The 14,648-nt window shown below is 60.2% G+C and carries 15 protein-coding genes and 1 pseudogene; 9 read left to right on the top strand and 7 right to left on the bottom strand.

Annotated elements, in window-relative coordinates; genetic code table 11:
- Positions 1–206: 206 nt before the first annotated feature.
- The 5 genes and pseudogenes from ACSBOB_RS27775 to ACSBOB_RS27795 form a co-directional block, all read right to left on the bottom strand.
- Entirely contained in the window at positions 207–893 is a 687-nt protein-coding gene (locus ACSBOB_RS27775; RefSeq protein ID WP_442579263.1) for a phosphoribosyltransferase, read from the bottom strand.
- A gap of 4 nt (positions 894–897) precedes the next feature.
- Entirely contained in the window at positions 898–1,401 is a 504-nt protein-coding gene (locus tag ACSBOB_RS27780; RefSeq protein WP_442579264.1) for a DUF2267 domain-containing protein, read from the bottom strand.
- Positions 1,402–1,926: an Hsp20/alpha crystallin family protein gene (locus tag ACSBOB_RS27785; protein ID WP_442579265.1), complete on the bottom strand. Its 525-nt coding sequence runs from the start codon at positions 1,924–1,926 to the stop codon at positions 1,402–1,404.
- A gap of 295 nt (positions 1,927–2,221) precedes the next feature.
- A pseudogene (gene groL, locus ACSBOB_RS27790) lies at positions 2,222–3,842 on the bottom strand (chaperonin GroEL).
- Positions 3,843–4,238: 396 nt separating this feature from the next.
- Positions 4,239–4,520, bottom strand: coding sequence for a hypothetical protein (locus ACSBOB_RS27795; RefSeq protein ID WP_442579266.1), 282 nt, complete (start codon positions 4,518–4,520; stop codon positions 4,239–4,241).
- Between the two features lie 72 nt (positions 4,521–4,592).
- Between ACSBOB_RS27795 and ACSBOB_RS27800 the strand changes: the two genes are divergently transcribed.
- From ACSBOB_RS27800 to ACSBOB_RS27815, 4 genes are all read left to right on the top strand, one after another.
- On the top strand, positions 4,593–5,105 hold the full coding sequence (locus ACSBOB_RS27800) for a hypothetical protein (RefSeq protein WP_442579267.1): 513 nt from the start codon (positions 4,593–4,595) through the stop codon (positions 5,103–5,105).
- Between the two features lie 81 nt (positions 5,106–5,186).
- Positions 5,187–5,636, top strand: a complete 450-nt coding sequence (locus ACSBOB_RS27805) for a pyridoxamine 5'-phosphate oxidase family protein (RefSeq protein ID WP_442579268.1) — start codon at positions 5,187–5,189, stop codon at positions 5,634–5,636.
- 75 nt (positions 5,637–5,711) lie between these two features.
- On the top strand, positions 5,712–6,548 hold the full coding sequence (locus ACSBOB_RS27810) for a universal stress protein (protein ID WP_442579269.1): 837 nt from the start codon (positions 5,712–5,714) through the stop codon (positions 6,546–6,548).
- A 74-nt stretch (positions 6,549–6,622) separates the two neighbouring features.
- On the top strand, positions 6,623–8,146 hold the full coding sequence (locus tag ACSBOB_RS27815) for an AAA family ATPase (protein ID WP_442579270.1): 1,524 nt from the start codon (positions 6,623–6,625) through the stop codon (positions 8,144–8,146).
- A 238-nt stretch (positions 8,147–8,384) separates the two neighbouring features.
- Here the strand turns inward: ACSBOB_RS27815 and hemN are convergent, their stop codons facing one another.
- Complete coding sequence (gene hemN / locus ACSBOB_RS27820; protein WP_442583855.1) at positions 8,385–9,731, bottom strand: oxygen-independent coproporphyrinogen III oxidase; 1,347 nt, start codon at positions 9,729–9,731, stop codon at positions 8,385–8,387.
- A gap of 141 nt (positions 9,732–9,872) precedes the next feature.
- Between hemN and ACSBOB_RS27825 the strand changes: the two genes are divergently transcribed.
- Positions 9,873–10,589 carry a Crp/Fnr family transcriptional regulator gene (locus ACSBOB_RS27825; RefSeq protein ID WP_442579271.1) on the top strand — a complete coding sequence of 239 codons (717 nt, stop codon included), beginning with the start codon at positions 9,873–9,875 and terminating at the stop codon, positions 10,587–10,589.
- On the opposite strand, the gene ACSBOB_RS27830 is transcribed toward ACSBOB_RS27825, so the two are convergent.
- Entirely contained in the window at positions 10,586–11,095 is a 510-nt protein-coding gene (locus ACSBOB_RS27830; RefSeq protein WP_442579272.1) for a hemerythrin domain-containing protein, read from the bottom strand. The genes ACSBOB_RS27825 and ACSBOB_RS27830 overlap by 4 nt on opposite strands.
- 127 nt (positions 11,096–11,222) lie before the next feature.
- On the opposite strand from ACSBOB_RS27830, the gene ccoN reads away from it, so the two are divergent.
- From ccoN to ccoP, 4 genes are read left to right on the top strand one after another with little or no spacing between them, the layout of a single operon-like run.
- Positions 11,223–12,833 (top strand): cytochrome-c oxidase, cbb3-type subunit I, encoded by a 1,611-nt coding sequence (ccoN, locus tag ACSBOB_RS27835; RefSeq protein WP_442579273.1) that lies wholly within the window; start codon positions 11,223–11,225, stop codon positions 12,831–12,833.
- Between the two features lie 11 nt (positions 12,834–12,844).
- A complete protein-coding gene (ccoO, locus tag ACSBOB_RS27840) occupies positions 12,845–13,576 on the top strand; it encodes a cytochrome-c oxidase, cbb3-type subunit II (protein ID WP_442579274.1) in 732 nt (243 codons plus the stop codon).
- A gap of 9 nt (positions 13,577–13,585) precedes the next feature.
- Entirely contained in the window at positions 13,586–13,738 is a 153-nt protein-coding gene (locus tag ACSBOB_RS27845) for a cbb3-type cytochrome c oxidase subunit 3 (protein ID WP_442579275.1), read from the top strand.
- 1 nt (position 13,739) lies between these two features.
- Positions 13,740–14,603 carry a cytochrome-c oxidase, cbb3-type subunit III gene (ccoP, locus tag ACSBOB_RS27850; protein ID WP_442579276.1) on the top strand — a complete coding sequence of 288 codons (864 nt, stop codon included), beginning with the start codon at positions 13,740–13,742 and terminating at the stop codon, positions 14,601–14,603.
- The last annotated feature ends 45 nt before the right edge of the window (positions 14,604–14,648 follow it).

The following is a 14,648-nucleotide window of genomic DNA, read 5'->3' on the forward strand; positions in this document are numbered from 1 at the left end:
CGGCTTCTGGTATGAGATACTATTACGCCAGAAGATCTCCCACCGCTTCAGCGGCGGGAGAAGGCCACCACTTCCCGGAAACGCCCGTCGCGGCAATCTCACCTATGCGGAATCCTCCGAAGGCGCGAGCCGAGCAACGGGTCCTGATCTCGCAGAAAAGGCAGCGCGGATACGCGGGACGATTGTTGCTGTCGACGCAGCTGGTCTCAAGGAAGCGCGTGACGTCCTTTCCGCTTTCCTATCGATGTCGTCTTATCGGGTGCGCGGTGCTTAAAGAGGCTGACTACCTCTTCGTCTGAAAGCTGGGGAAAGTCATGATAGTGATAGCTCAGTGCAACGAAGCGGATGGGTTTGTTGAGGCAGATGATCCTGTCAGCTTCCTCTGCCAACTCCGTCAGGATATCGAACGGGGCCACGGGAAGCGCAACGATGACCTCGCGGGGAGAGCGCCGCTGGATGGCGCGGACAGCCACCTTCATCGTGGTTCCGGTTGCTGCACCATCATCGACGAGGATCACGGTCTTGCCTGCTGTGGACAGGGGGTGACGATCGCCGAGAAAGGCAATCCGGCGTCGCTCCAGCTCGGGGCGCTCACGGCTGACAAGAAAACGCAACTGCGCGTCGTCGAGATCGTAAGCTTCAACGATCTCGCGGTTCAGTACGATGTCGGGCGGGTTGCCGTCGACGATGGCAGCGACCGCCAGTTCCGAATTTCCCGGCGCTCCTACCTTTCGGACGATGACAAGATCGAGCGGCGCCTTCAGCGCGTCGGCGATCTCCGCCGCAACCGGAACCCCTCCACGCGGCAGGGCCAGTACAAGAGGATCGGCGAGCTTGAGCTTGACCAGTTCCTCTGCCAGTTTGCGACCGGCTTCCTGGCGATCCCGAAACATGGCGTTAGTCCACCGGCCACAACTCGCGCAGTGACTTCTTCATAGAATTCCGGACATGGACAATCTCGCCATGCGAGATATGCCGGTCCAGCAGGCGGAAGACCGCTGCGACCGCGGCATCAGGGTCGTTCAGGAGATCGTCGGAAAAGGCGTTCTGCACGCGCTCGATGAAATTACCCTTCTTGCGCTCCCAGACGGGCGTTTCAAGAGGCTTCCAGCCCTCGAAATACAGACCGCGGACGAGCACGGGAAGCTGTGCCGAAAGGTCTACCATCTCCTCCTGTGACAGCCAGTCGCGCAGCGCATGAAGAACGCATCGCAACAGATGATAGGCCCGTCGTTCATCCCAGTTGAGGTCATCTGCAAGCTCATTGACCCATTGCTGCGCCTGCTGTGCAGCCTGCGTGAAATTTACGATTGATGTGCGACGCATGTCGCATCTCCTGCTTTGTGCCGAAACACCATCACGCCGGTGCCTCGTGGTGCGCACCGGCGCTTGATGATGCATTCACGCCGCCTTAACCGTGATCTTCTTCTCCGCCTTCTTCGCCTCGGCGGTTTTCGGCAGCTTCACCGTCAGAACGCCCCTGGCGAAATTGGCGTCGATCTTGTCGGCGTCGACACCTTCGGGAAGCTGGAAGCTGCGCTGGAACGAACCGTAGCGGCGCTCGGACAGATAGTAGTCCTTCTGCTTGTCTTCCTTTTCCTCGCTCTTCTCGCCCTTGATCGTCAGCGTGTGATTGGACAGCCCGATCTCGACGTTCTTCTCATCGAGGCCTGGCAGTTCGGCCGTGATCTCATAGGCGTCGTCCTTCTCGATGAGATCCATCGCCGGGGCGACCTGCCATTCGGCGCGGGAGACGCGCGGCACTTCGAAACCCAGAACCCTAGACGGCAGACGCCAGTCGAACGGACGGAAGTCGTCGAACAGCCGGTCGATCTCGTGGCGCAAGCTTTCGAACGGCATCCGCGCTTCACTCTTTGCGGGGACGGCAGATTTCTTGACGGGTAGTTTGGTGGCATCTTCGGCCATGGCTGATCTCCTCGGAGTTGGACAAATGTTCGCATATGTCCCTGCCTCTACCCCTTCCACCTTCGGTTTTCCCCGGAGGCGCTAGGGCCGGAGGACAGCGGACCTGCCTAGCAGGACGTCTTCGCCGATCCCGGTTCGTCGCTTGGCCGATCGCGTTTGGAACGCTTCATTCGTCTCGCTTCGCCGGATGCAGCTCAATCGAGCAAGGACCTCATCAAACTCTTCTTGGCGACTTGTCTCATTGACGCGGATCAAATCCGTGAAAGACATATCGATCAGTGTCCTTCCATCCCCCCTACATTGCCATTTCTGGTGTCATTGACTGCGCCGGCTTCTCTTCCGGAATCTCGGTCATCGTCGCCTCGGTCAGCAGCAACGTGCTGGCAACCGACACCGCGTTCTCCAGCGCAACGCGGACGACCTTGGTCGGGTCGATGATGCCTGCCTCGACAAGATCAACATATCGCTTCCGACCGGCATCGAAGCCGAAATTGCCTTTGCCTTCCAGCATCTTCGCGATGACTACGCCACCGTCGACCGCGGAGTTCTCGGCAATCTGACGTACGGGCGTCTCAAGCGCCCGTTTCAGGATCTGCACGCCGGTACGCTCGTCGCCTTCAACAAGCTTCTCCTCCTCCTCGACGGTCGCGATGCACCTCAGCAGTGCGAGCCCACCGCCGGGAACAACGCCTTCGGCGACCGCCGCCTTCGTTGCGCTGATCGCATCGTCCAACGCTTCTTTCTTCGATTTCATCTCCGACTCGGTCGGGGCGCCGACCTTTATCACCGCAACGCCGCCAGCCAACTTGGCCAGCCGTTCCCGGAGCTTCTCGCGGTCATAATCGCTGGTCGTATCCTCGATTTCCCGCCGGATCTGCTCGATCCTTGTTTTGATTGCTTTGCGGTCCCCACCGCCGCCGACGATGGTCGTGTTTTCCTTGTCGCAGACGACACGCCTTGCACGGCCGAGCTGCTCGACCGTCACGTTTTCCAGCTTGATGCCCAGTTCCTCGGAAATGACCTGCGCGCCCGTTAGGATCGCGATGTCCTGAAGCATGGCCTTGCGCCTATCGCCGAAGCCGGGCGCTTTGACCGCGCAGCTCTTCAGTGTGCCGCGGATGTGGTTGACGATGAGCGTGGCGAGTGCGTCCCCTTCTACCTCCTCGGCTACGATAAGCAAAGGAGCAGCCGATTTGGCGACTGCTTCGAGAAGCTTGACCAGGTCATTGAGCGAGCCGATCTTGCGATCAACGACCAGAACAAGGGCATCCAAGCACGGCTTCCATCTTGTCCGGATCGCTCACGAAATAAGGCGACAGAAAACCGCGATCGAACTGCATGCCCTCGACTACATCGAGAACCGTCTCGGTCGTCTTGGCCTCCTCGACGGTGATGACGCCGTCATCGCCGACCTTCTCCATCGCTGCCCCGATCAATTCGCCGATGCCGGCATCGTTGTGTGCCGAGATCGTCGCGACTTGTTCCTTCTCCTGGCGGGTCTGAATCGGCTTGGAAATCGCCTTCAACGTGTCTACAGCGCGCTTCGCGGCGCGATCGAGACCGCGTTTGATATCGATCGCGCTGGCACCGGCCACGACATTGCGAACGCCATCGGCAAACATCGAGTGGGCGAGGATGGTCGATGTGCTCGTGCCGTCGCCAACCATGTCGCCCGTCTTCTCCGCTGCCTGCCTGAGCATGCGCGCCCCGAGATTTTCCTCCGGATTCTTGAGATCGAACTCCTTGGCGATGGTGACGCCGTCGTTACAGACGATCGGCGCACCCCATTTCTTCTCGATCAGTACAGATTTGGAGCGCGGCCCGAGCGTGACCCGCACAGCATCCGCAAGTTGCGTGGCGCCGCGCAGAATCTTCTCCCGAGCCTCAGAACGGAATAGCACTTGCTTATGAGCCATCTCTTTGACCTTTCAATCGGCGGCCTGATTGTGCCATCGAGTAGCTGAGTTGAGTTTGACGCGGATCAAGCCTGATAGTTGCGCCTGGGCTGTCGCCAAGTGCGTGGGCGCGATTGACACGCGTTACGGGAGCCGGAGGGTTGTCTCCCTTTCGTCAAAGCCGCTCAATCGAGATGAAAGCCGAAGGCATCTGAAACAATGAAACGTCCCGTGATCAATGGGATCTTCAGGACCGGACCAAGTTCTTTTCTGTCCTGAATCGGAAGTCCCGCGATGTAAGGATGCGGCCTCAGGACGCTCTTCCATATCGTCGGAAAGTCCAGGCCCGCTTCCCGAGCCGAATTGCAATCTTCAAGGAGGCGCGAAATGATATCGACCATCAGGTGGCGACACAAATTAACGGGTTGATTTTTCAAGTTGGTGCATTTGAAGGGCCGCTGATTTGATAGAGATCAAATGGCCCCATATATCCCAGGCGTTGTTGAAGGCTGCGCGGTAGATTTCCCGCGCATGGGCGAGCAGGTGAGTGGCAACCGCTTGCGGTAGATGCTCGATCGAGGCGTAGCGCATGATCGGCGGCGGCCTGACTGTCGTCTGGCCACAGCCGCCGTGCTCGCGGCCATAGGCCTCCTCCTGTTTGTATTCTCTGTTGCGGCGTTTGTTTTTGATCCCGCTCAAAGCGGGTTCGCCAGACGCGCGCGATGATGCGGTCGAACGCGGGTAAAACCTGCTTTCAGGGAGAACGCAATCATGTGCCGTGGACTGAAAAGTTCCCTTCTTTCGCTCCTTCCCTCCCTCAGGGCATACGCCTTGTGCCTGACACCGGACCGGTTGCATGCCGACCAGCTTGTTCATTCTGCGCTGCCCGAGATTTGGACCAGGCATCAAGGCGTGCGAGGTCTCGCGCTCAAGGTCGCTGCGTTCAGCGTCTTGCGTGGTGAATTCCTGCGACAGGGGATGGTTGCTCTGACCTTGCCATCGCTTGGGAAGCGACAGCCTTCAGGGGAAGACGATGACTTCCAAACGCGCTTCATGCGTCTGCCGCGGACCATGCGTGAGGCCCTGTCGCTCATCGAAGTGTGGCGATTCACCCCTGCTGAAGCCGCCAAAATCTGCGGCTGTGATGAGGAGACAATCGGTCGGCGGGTCGCCATGGCCTATCGAGATCTCACCAGCAAGACACCACGCCCCTTTCCGTTTGAGCTCGTCGAAATCAACGGCGCCGCCGGCTGTCGTTCAGGTCACGCATCTTGCGCAGCGTAGATGTGCGCACACCGACCCGATCAAGGCCGCCAACCGGGTCATGGAGCGCGCTGAGCAGGTGGAATCCGAAAGGAAGATATGATGCACGTCCGTTCATTGAGCACGCTTGAATGCACCAAGCTGTTGTCCGCAAGCCGGCTCGCCCATCTCGCCTGCGCGAAGGAGGGAAAGCCGTATGTCGTGCCCCTCTATTTTGCCTATGCGGACATACATCTCTACGCGTTCTCGATGCCAGGCAAGAAGATCGATTTCATGCGGGCCAATCCACACGTCTCGCTCGTCGTGGAGGAGCGAGGCCACGGCAGGGAATGGCAGAGCGTCGTCGTCGACGGCCGTTTCGAGGAACTGCCCGACCGGATTGGCCACAAGAAAGAGCGGGATCACGCATGGTCGCTGCTCAGCAGACATTTCGACTGGTGGGAGCCTGGCGCCCTCAAGCCGGTGACGCCACCGCAGTCGGGTCATTCAGAGCATGTATTCTTCCGCATCCTGGTGGAGCAACTCTCCGGGCGCGAGGCGAAGGAGAACTGAAGTTACACCTGCGCCTGGCGGCGAAACGCGTTCAGGCTTTCCGTCACACGACAATATCAGAAGAAGGGTAGCTCCATGACTTTCAAGACTATTCTAGCCGTTACCAGTCCCGACCGTGGCACTGGTGACCTGAAGCTCGCCGCAGCCCTTTGCGAGGAGATTGGCGCGCACTTGGCGGTGCTGGCTGTCGCACTCGCCGCGCCGCCGCCGATCGGCGAATATGCGGCGGTTATGTCCGACGCGTGGCTGCAAGAGCGGCAGGCCGACATGGACAGGCTGCAGAAATGTGCCGCATCCGCTACGGCTTTCCTCGCAACCAGTGCCGTCTCGTCCGATATTTCGAGCGAATATCAGGAGGAGACATGGGCAGACGAAGCGATCGGCCGTCGGGCGCGATATGCCGATCTGGTCTTTCTCGGTCCGGAGCTGTTTTCCAATCCCCTGCTCAAGGGCAAGGTGCTGGAAGGAGCACTGTTTTCCTCAGGAAAGCCACTGTTTCTGGTACCCGAAGGCGCTAAAGCGAGCCTGAGGCCGAAGCGCGTGATGATCGCCTGGGATTCGCGTCTCGAGGCGTCGAACGCCGTGTCACGCGCTATGGTTTTGCTGAGCGCCGCCGACGATGTTCACGTCGTCCTCGTCGACCCTGTCGAAGGCGACGGCGGACAGGGCGCGGAGCCAGGAGCTGACATCGCCACCTATCTGGCGCGCCATGGCGTCAAGGTAACGGTCGACCGGCTGACAAGCCAAGGCAGGGGCGTTGCGGATGCATTGCGCCAACACGCGGTCGACATGGCGGCAGAATTGCTCGTCATGGGCGCCTACGGTCATTCGAGGCTCCGTGAACGCATTTTCGGCGGCGTGACGAGATCGATGGTCGAGACGCCTCCGCTGCCCGTCTTCCTGGCTCGCTAATAGAGCCAACAAACTGCGTGATGAAGGCCCCTGCGCCAGTATTGGGGCACGAGTGGTCCACACCGTCTGGAGTCATGTCCTTGATTATATCTGACCAGAAGGAAGCCATCGCGCTGCTGTCTGATGCCGTCGAGCTGGGGGGTGCGGCCCCAGTTGAAACCATCGAGACGCATATTTCCAGGATATTCCTTGCCGGTGATCGCGCCTTCAAGATGAAACGGGCTGTGAAGCTGCCTTATGTCGACTTCTCCACGGCCGAACTGCGTCTCGCCGCATGCCGCAAGGAGGTCGAACTCAATGGCCCGACGGCTCCCGGCTTGTACCTCGGCGTGAGGAGGATCACGCGCGAGGCGAATGGTCGACCCGCGTTCGACGGCGATGGAGAACTGATCGACGCGGTCGTGGAAATGAAGCGCTTCGAACAGTCCCTCCTGCTCGATCGTATCGCCGAGGCAGGCACGCTCACACCCGATCTGATGACGCGAACGGCGCGCATGATCGCCTGCTTCCACGCTCAGGCCGCGATCATGCATTCTGGCGGAGGGGCGGCAAACCTCTCAGGAGTGCTCGATATCAACAAAGACGGCTTCGCCACCAGCAGCGTCTTCGATGATAAAGAGGTGGGGACGCTCGACGCAGCATTCAGGTCTGCACTGTCGCGTCACACCGACACGCTGAACGCGCGCGAATTGGCCGGCAAGGTGCGGCGCTGCCATGGCGACCTGCATCTGCGCAACATCTGCCTGCTCGACGGCCAGCCTTGCCTGTTCGACTGCATCGAGTTCAACGATCAGATCGCGACGGTCGACGTGCTCTACGATCTGGCCTTCCTGCTCATGGACCTGTGGCATCGCGGTTTCCCCGATTTGGCCAACCTGGTGACCAACCGCTACCTCGACGACACCGACAACGAGGACGGCTTCGCCCTTCTTCCCTTTCTGATGGCCATCAGGGCAGCCGTTCGCGCCCATGTCACCGCGACGCAAATTGCGGAAGGAGGAGATCTATCGGGATCCCTGCAGGCTGAGGCTCGTGCCTATTTCACCCTTGCCGCGGACCTTCTGAAAGAGCATCCACCTCGTCTCATTGCCATCGGCGGTCTGAGCGGATCGGGCAAGACCACCGTGGCGGAGGCGCTTGCCGCTCGTGTCGGAGCACCGCCGGGCGCGCGCATTGTCGAAAGCGACCGCATCCGAAAAGCCCTGCATGGCGTACCAGCCGAGACGCGTCTGCCGGACAAAGCCTACAGGCCGGAAGTCTCCGAGCGGGTCTATCGGGAGATGGCGTGGCGCGCGGGACTCATCCTCGCCGAGGACAGGACGGTTGTTGCAGATGCCGTCTTCGACCGTGCGCCGGACCGCGCGCGCATTGAAAAAGCAGCTATCGAACGGCGCACGCCGTTTCTTGGTGTCTGGCTGGACGTATCTCCCGAGGTGATGTGGCATCGCGTCGACCGGCGGCGCGGCGGTCCGTCAGATGCGACTGTCGACATCCTTTCTCGCCAGCTGAAGCGGGATGCAGGCATTATCACCTGGCACCGCCTCGACGCCGCTCGCCAACCATCCGAGATCGTTTCCGATATCCTGCTGTTCCACTGATGCATAGTGGCTTCGTTTGAGATGTTGGGAACACTACCGCCGATCAAGTGCCAAGCTCACGAGCTTTTGGAAAAGCCGCCAAGGCGAAGACGAGCGAGTCCGCCACGCCCTACCCCCTCCATCACGATCGGATCCACTTTGTGCTTCCACGGCCGATATGCCTGATGCACCGGCCTAATCTTGTGGCAGCTGCCACATGGTCGGTCCGTTCAGGGCCGTCAAGCACTTCTAGCGCTCGTTATACGGCAACCGAGTGGCGCGCGCCGCCCATCTCAAGGTACCTGTCGAACCGCGAGGTGACGGTGCGGACAAATGGCCGGTAGGCCGACGACACGACGAAACAGCGGCCCTCCTGGCGCAGCATCTCCGGATTGTTTCGGGCGATCGCGCTCGCCTTTGCCAGCATGACCGCGCCACAGGTTGGAAAGAGACGGGTCAACGCATCAGCCTGAAATCTGAAGTCGCACATGAGACGCTCTATGATCCACCCTGTCGCGGCGTCGAACTGGGTCAACTCGATGCCGCGCACCGTCGTCGGGCCGTCGGCCCGAGCAAGCCTTTCGTAATCCGCCATGGCAGGCGCGTTTTGGGCATAGCCTTGCCGGAAGCGGCTGATCGAGGACGGGCCGAGACCGATCAACGTTTCGCACTGATCGTCCGTATAGCCCTGAAAATTGCGACGCAGCCGCCCGGACAAAGCAGCTCGTGCGAGGGAGTCGTCGGGCACAGCGAAGTGATCGATGCCAATCGGCACATATCCGGCACTCTGGATGATGGCGGCTGCCAGCCGCGACTGCACCAGCCGCTCCTCGCCATCCGGCAACCATGCCTCGTCGATCATGGTCTGGTGCTTCTTGAACCAAGGCACATGAGCATAACCAAAAAGTGCAATTCTATCGGGGCGCATCGACAAGGCCTGACGCACGGTGGCGGCCACGGTCTGTTCGGTCTGGTGCGGCAGCCCATACAGCAGATCAAGATTGACCGAGACCGCACCGCGGCTACGCAAGCCATCGACCACCTTTTGCGTCAGGTCGAAGCTCTGATGCCGGTTGATGGCGTTCTGCACCCTGGGATCGAAGTCCTGCACGCCCAGGCTCGCCCGGGTCAGACCGGCTACGGCCAACGCATCCAGCTTTGCGTCTGTCATGTCGTTCGGATCGATCTCGACACTCATTTCTACGTCGCGATCCACATGGAATGATGCCCGGATCTGGCCCGCCAACCTCATGAAATCCTGAGGCTCAAGCATTGTTGGCGAGCCGCCGCCGAAATGAATGGCGCGGATGCGGACGTTCCCCGCAACCAGGCTGGATACCGCGCGGATCTCCTGTTCGAGTATGGCTAGATACGCAGCGACCGGTTCGTAGCGACGGGTGTGCTTGGTGTGGCATGCACAGAACCAGCACAGTTTGTCGCAGAAGGGCACGTGCACATAGAGCGAGATGGCGTCGCCTGCGGGCAATTGCGAGAGCCACTTCCGGGTTTGACTCGGCCCGATGCCGGCATGGAAGTGCGGCGCTGTCGGATAACTTGTGTAGCGAGGCACATTCTCGCTCAGAATTTTCTGCAGATGCGCTGTCATGGAGAACTCCTGAGCCGGCTTGTTGCCCGCCCGATCGAGGCGTGCGTTGATCTTGATCAAGTTCTCACCGGACAAACTGACACGGCGCGCGCGAGCCGAAGCTCTGCTAGACCAAATCGCGAAAGACCGCGGAAGAGAGCCTTGCGCAACGACATCCATACCAATGGTGCTCCGGTGCTATGCATCTCTTGCGAGGCGCGCGATCGTGGCGTTTGTGGCGCGCTCGAAACGAGCCAGCTGGTGGAGCTTTCGAAATCCTCGTCGCGGCATAGATTGGCACAGGGCAGCGAGGTTGTCGGTGAATGCGAAACGATCGAGGGTTATTCGAACGTGCTGTCCGGCGTCGTCAAGCTGACGAAGACCCTGCCCGACGGCCGTCAGCAAATCGTCGGGCTTCAGTTTGCCCCTGACTTTCTCGGGCGTCCCTTCGGGAAAGAAAGCGATCTCGGCATCGAGGCCGCGACGGAGGTTTTGCTGTGCTCGTTTCCCCGCAGTACGATGGAAAGGCTGCTCGAACAGTGTCCGGCGCTGGAAAAGCGGATCTTTCTGCAGACGCTGCGGGAACTCGATGAAGCGCGCCAGTGGATGCTCACGCTCGGCCGCAAGTCCGCCAGCGAAAAGATAGCGACTTTCTTGCTGCTGATCGCACGGAACGCCGATCCGACCGCTGCATACCAGCATCCAATTTGCTTCGATCTGCCGCTTTCGAGATCAGACATCGCCGACTACCTCGGTCTGACGATCGAAACCGTCAGCCGGCAGTTGACCAAGCTCCATGCCGACGGAGTAATCGACGTTCACAACCGGCGCGTTGTGATCAGCAGCCTCGAGCGGCTCTTATCGGTTGCCGGGAATTAGCCACCCCTATCGAGCGCCGGAAAAAGGTATTCCTGCTCGTATGCGATGTGGCGCCTGACGGTGCCGAAGAAGGCGCGCAGCATGAAACCAAGCGCTTCGGGATTGGCGACTTCGCCGCCGTGCCCGATATGCAAAAAAGCCTCGGTTATCTCTTCAGCGGCGCATTCATCGAAGATATGGTCGGACGTGAGTTGGGTGACCATGACACGCCCCGGCTTTCGCGCCGCGCGATCGAATGCGGGAAACAGAACCTGCTCCTCATGGCGATGTGATTCACGCATCACCGGCAGAAGTCGATTAGCGATCTGAAGGCAAAGCAGACGGTCGATGCGATCCGGCAAGGAATCCGCGACCCGCTCTAGCTGCTCGCACAGGCTGAGCTTCTCCGCATGTGCTTGCGCCATCCAGATGCACGGTTTTCCCTTGAGCGGCGAGCATTCGCGCACTGCCCAGCAAAGCTCTGCGCCGCTGCACTGTTCGCCAACCCTTCGGCTGCTCACCGCCATGATCTTCTCCTCATTGGCCGAAAGTAAGGCAGCTACCCATCGGAGCGTTTGATCTGGATCAAGGCTCTGCTTCTCTCGGTCGTGGATAGCTGAACCGGCCCGGCATTCGAATGGGGAACGAAACACTATGAAATACGGCACCGAGATCATCGGCATCGCCTTGCTTGCCTTCGTCGCCCTGCTTGGTGCCGGCTTCGCAGCCGACGAGCCATTCAGACAGCATATGTGGGTTTTGTTCTTCGTCCTGTCCGGCTCAGCAGTGGTGCTATTGCGCCGCACGAGCTTTGCTCCGGTAGCTCCGGTCGATCCTGATGCCTACATGGACGACCCGATCCGCTTCGGTTCGATCGCGACCATGTTCTGGGGCATCGTCGGACTGCTTGTCGGCGTTGTCGTCGCCCTGCAACTGGCTTACCCGGATCTCAACATCGAGCCTTGGTTCAACTTCGGCCGCATGCGGCCGCTGCATACATCGGCTGTGGTTTTCGCGTTTGGCGGCAACGCGCTGATCGCAACCTCGTTCTACGTGGTGCAGCGTACATGCAGGGCCCGCCTGTTCGGCGGCAACCTCGCCTGGTTCGTGTTCTGGGGTTACCAACTCTTCATCGTCATGGCCGCAACCGGATACCTGCTCGGCATCACCGAAGGGCGTGAATATGCGGAACCTGAGTGGTATGTCGACCTCTGGCTGACGGTCGTCTGGGTCGCCTACCTGGTGGTGTTCCTTGGCACGATCATCAAGCGCAAAGAACCCCATATCTACGTCGCGAACTGGTTCTATCTGTCCTTCATTGTGACGATCGCCATGCTGCATGTGGTCAACAATCTCAGCATGCCTGTCTCGTTCGTGGGCTCGAAAAGCTACTCGCTGTTTTCCGGCGTTCAGGACGCGCTGACCCAGTGGTGGTACGGCCACAACGCAGTCGGCTTCTTCCTCACCGCCGGCTTCCTCGGCATGATGTACTACTTTGTGCCCAAGCAGGTGAACCGCCCGGTCTATTCCTACCGGCTGTCGATCATCCACTTCTGGGCCCTGATCTTCATGTACATCTGGGCCGGTCCCCATCACCTCCACTACACCGCCCTGCCGGATTGGGCGCAGACGCTCGGCATGGTGTTCTCGGTGATGCTGTGGATGCCGTCCTGGGGCGGCATGATCAACGGCCTGATGACGCTGTCGGGCGCCTGGGACAAGATCCGCACCGACCCGATCGTGCGCATGATGGTGGCGGCAATCGCCTTTTACGGCATGTCCACCTTTGAAGGTCCGATGATGTCGATCAAGGCCGTCAACTCGCTCAGCCACTATACCGACTGGACCATCGGCCACGTTCACTCCGGCGCGCTTGGCTGGGTTGGTCTGATCTCCTTTGCCGCCATTTACTACATGGTGCCGAAGCTGTGGTTCCGCGAGCGTCTCTACTCGATACGTATGATCACCTGGCACTTCTGGTTGGCGACGCTCGGCATCGTTGTCTACGCGGCGGTAATGTGGGTGTCCGGCATCATGCAGGGCCTGATGTGGCGTGAATACGACAATCAGGGCTTCCTGGTCTATTCCTTCGCCGAGACTGTCGCCGCCATGCACCCATACTACGTGATGCGTGCCATCGGTGGAGCCATGTATCTCGCCGGCGCCCTGATCATGGCCTTCAACATCACGATGACGATCCTCGGTTACCAGCGCGAGGAAGAACCAATCGGCGGCACGATGCCCGCCCTTCAGCCTGCCGAATAGGAACCTGAGCCATGGCCTTGATGGACAAGCACGCCATCCTGGAGAAGAACGCGACGCTTCTCCTTGTCGGTTCTCTGTTGGTGGTGACGGTCGGCGGCATCGTCGAAATCGCACCGCTCTTCTATCTGGAGAACACGATCGAAAAAGTCGAAGGCATGCGGCCCTACTCCCCGCTGGAGCTCGCCGGACGCGACATCTACGTCCGCGAAGGTTGCTACGTCTGCCATTCGCAGATGATCCGGCCGTTCCGCGACGAGGTTGAGCGCTACGGCCATTATAGCCTCGCGGCGGAGTCGATGTACGACCATCCGTTCCAATGGGGATCGAAGCGCACCGGACCCGACCTGGCGCGAGTCGGCGACCGCTATTCGAACGAATGGCACGTCCAGCACCTCGAGGAGCCTCGGTCGGTCGTCCCTGAATCGATCATGCCGAGCTATGCGTTCCTGAAGGATGTCCGGCTCGACGCAAAGGACTTCTCCACCCATCTGGTCGCCAACGCCCGAGTCGGCGTGCCCTACACCGACGAGATGATCGCGAACGCGGAGACTGATCTGCGTACCCAGGCCGATCCGGAAGCGGACACGTCCGCTCTCGAGGCCCGATACCCGAAGGTGAAGGTCGGCGATTTCGATGGCAATCCGCAGGCTCTTACCGAGATGGACGCGCTCGTCGCGTACCTGCAGGGCCTCGGCACGCTGGTCGATTTTTCGACCTACGACGAAGCCGCTGGCGCACGTTAGGAGCCATTGATGGAAGCCTACACCGCAATGCGTCACTTCGCCGACAGCTGGGGCCTGCTGGCAATGACCCTATTCTTCATCGGAATGGCGCTTTTCGTCTTCCGTCCCGGCAGTCGCTCCGTCGCCGACGAGGCCGCGCAGATACCTCTCAGGGATGACTGAAATGAGTGAGAACCATATCGACGAGGTATCCGGGGTTGGCACGACCGGCCACGAATGGGACGGCATCAGGGAATTGAACAATCCTTTGCCGCGCTGGTGGGTTTGGACCTTCTATGCAACCATAGTTTGGGCGATTGGCTACTGCATCGCATACCCGGCCTGGCCGTTGGTTTCGTCAGCGACAACTGGGCTCCTGGGTTATTCAAGCCGTGCCGACGTAAAGAACGAGCTGGCCGCCGCCGAGGCAGCCAAGTCCGAATACGTGTCCGCGATCGGCGCGAAGACCGTCGACGAAATCCTCGCGGACGAAAACCTTCGAACGTTCGCAGCTGCCGCCGGCGCCGCAAAGTTCAAGGTCAACTGTGTCCAGTGTCACGGATCAGGCGCCGAAGGTTCGAAGGGTTTTCCCAATCTCAACGACGATGACTGGCTATGGGGCGGCCGGGCCGAGGAAATCCGCGTCACGATCGCGCATGGCGCGCGCTTCGCGGCAGATGCCGACACTCACATTTCCGAGATGCCGGCGTTCAGGGAAATTCTGGAGCCGGGGCAGATAGACGCGGTTGCCAGCTTCGCCGCCTCGCTGTCTGGATTGGAGGTCGATCCGGCGAAAGCCGAGGCAGGCAGGACCGTGTTTGCCGAAAACTGCGCGTCCTGTCACGGTGATGCTGGCAAGGGAAATCGCGAGATGGGCGCGCCCGATCTCACTGATGCGATCTCGCTCTACACGCGTTCCGAGGAGGACGTCGCCAGCCAGGTGCGGAATCCCAAGCACGGTGTAATGCCAGCTTGGGGTGCTCGACTGGGCGACATCAGCGTGAAGGAGCTGGCCGTCTACGTTCATTCGCTGGGCGGTGGGCAGTAGGCTGAAGCGGCTCTCGCCGTCCTGCCGTGCAAGTCCTCTGGCCAT

The organism is Mesorhizobium sp. KACC 23794 (assembly GCF_052180275.1).
Lineage (GTDB): Bacteria > Pseudomonadota > Alphaproteobacteria > Rhizobiales > Rhizobiaceae > Kumtagia.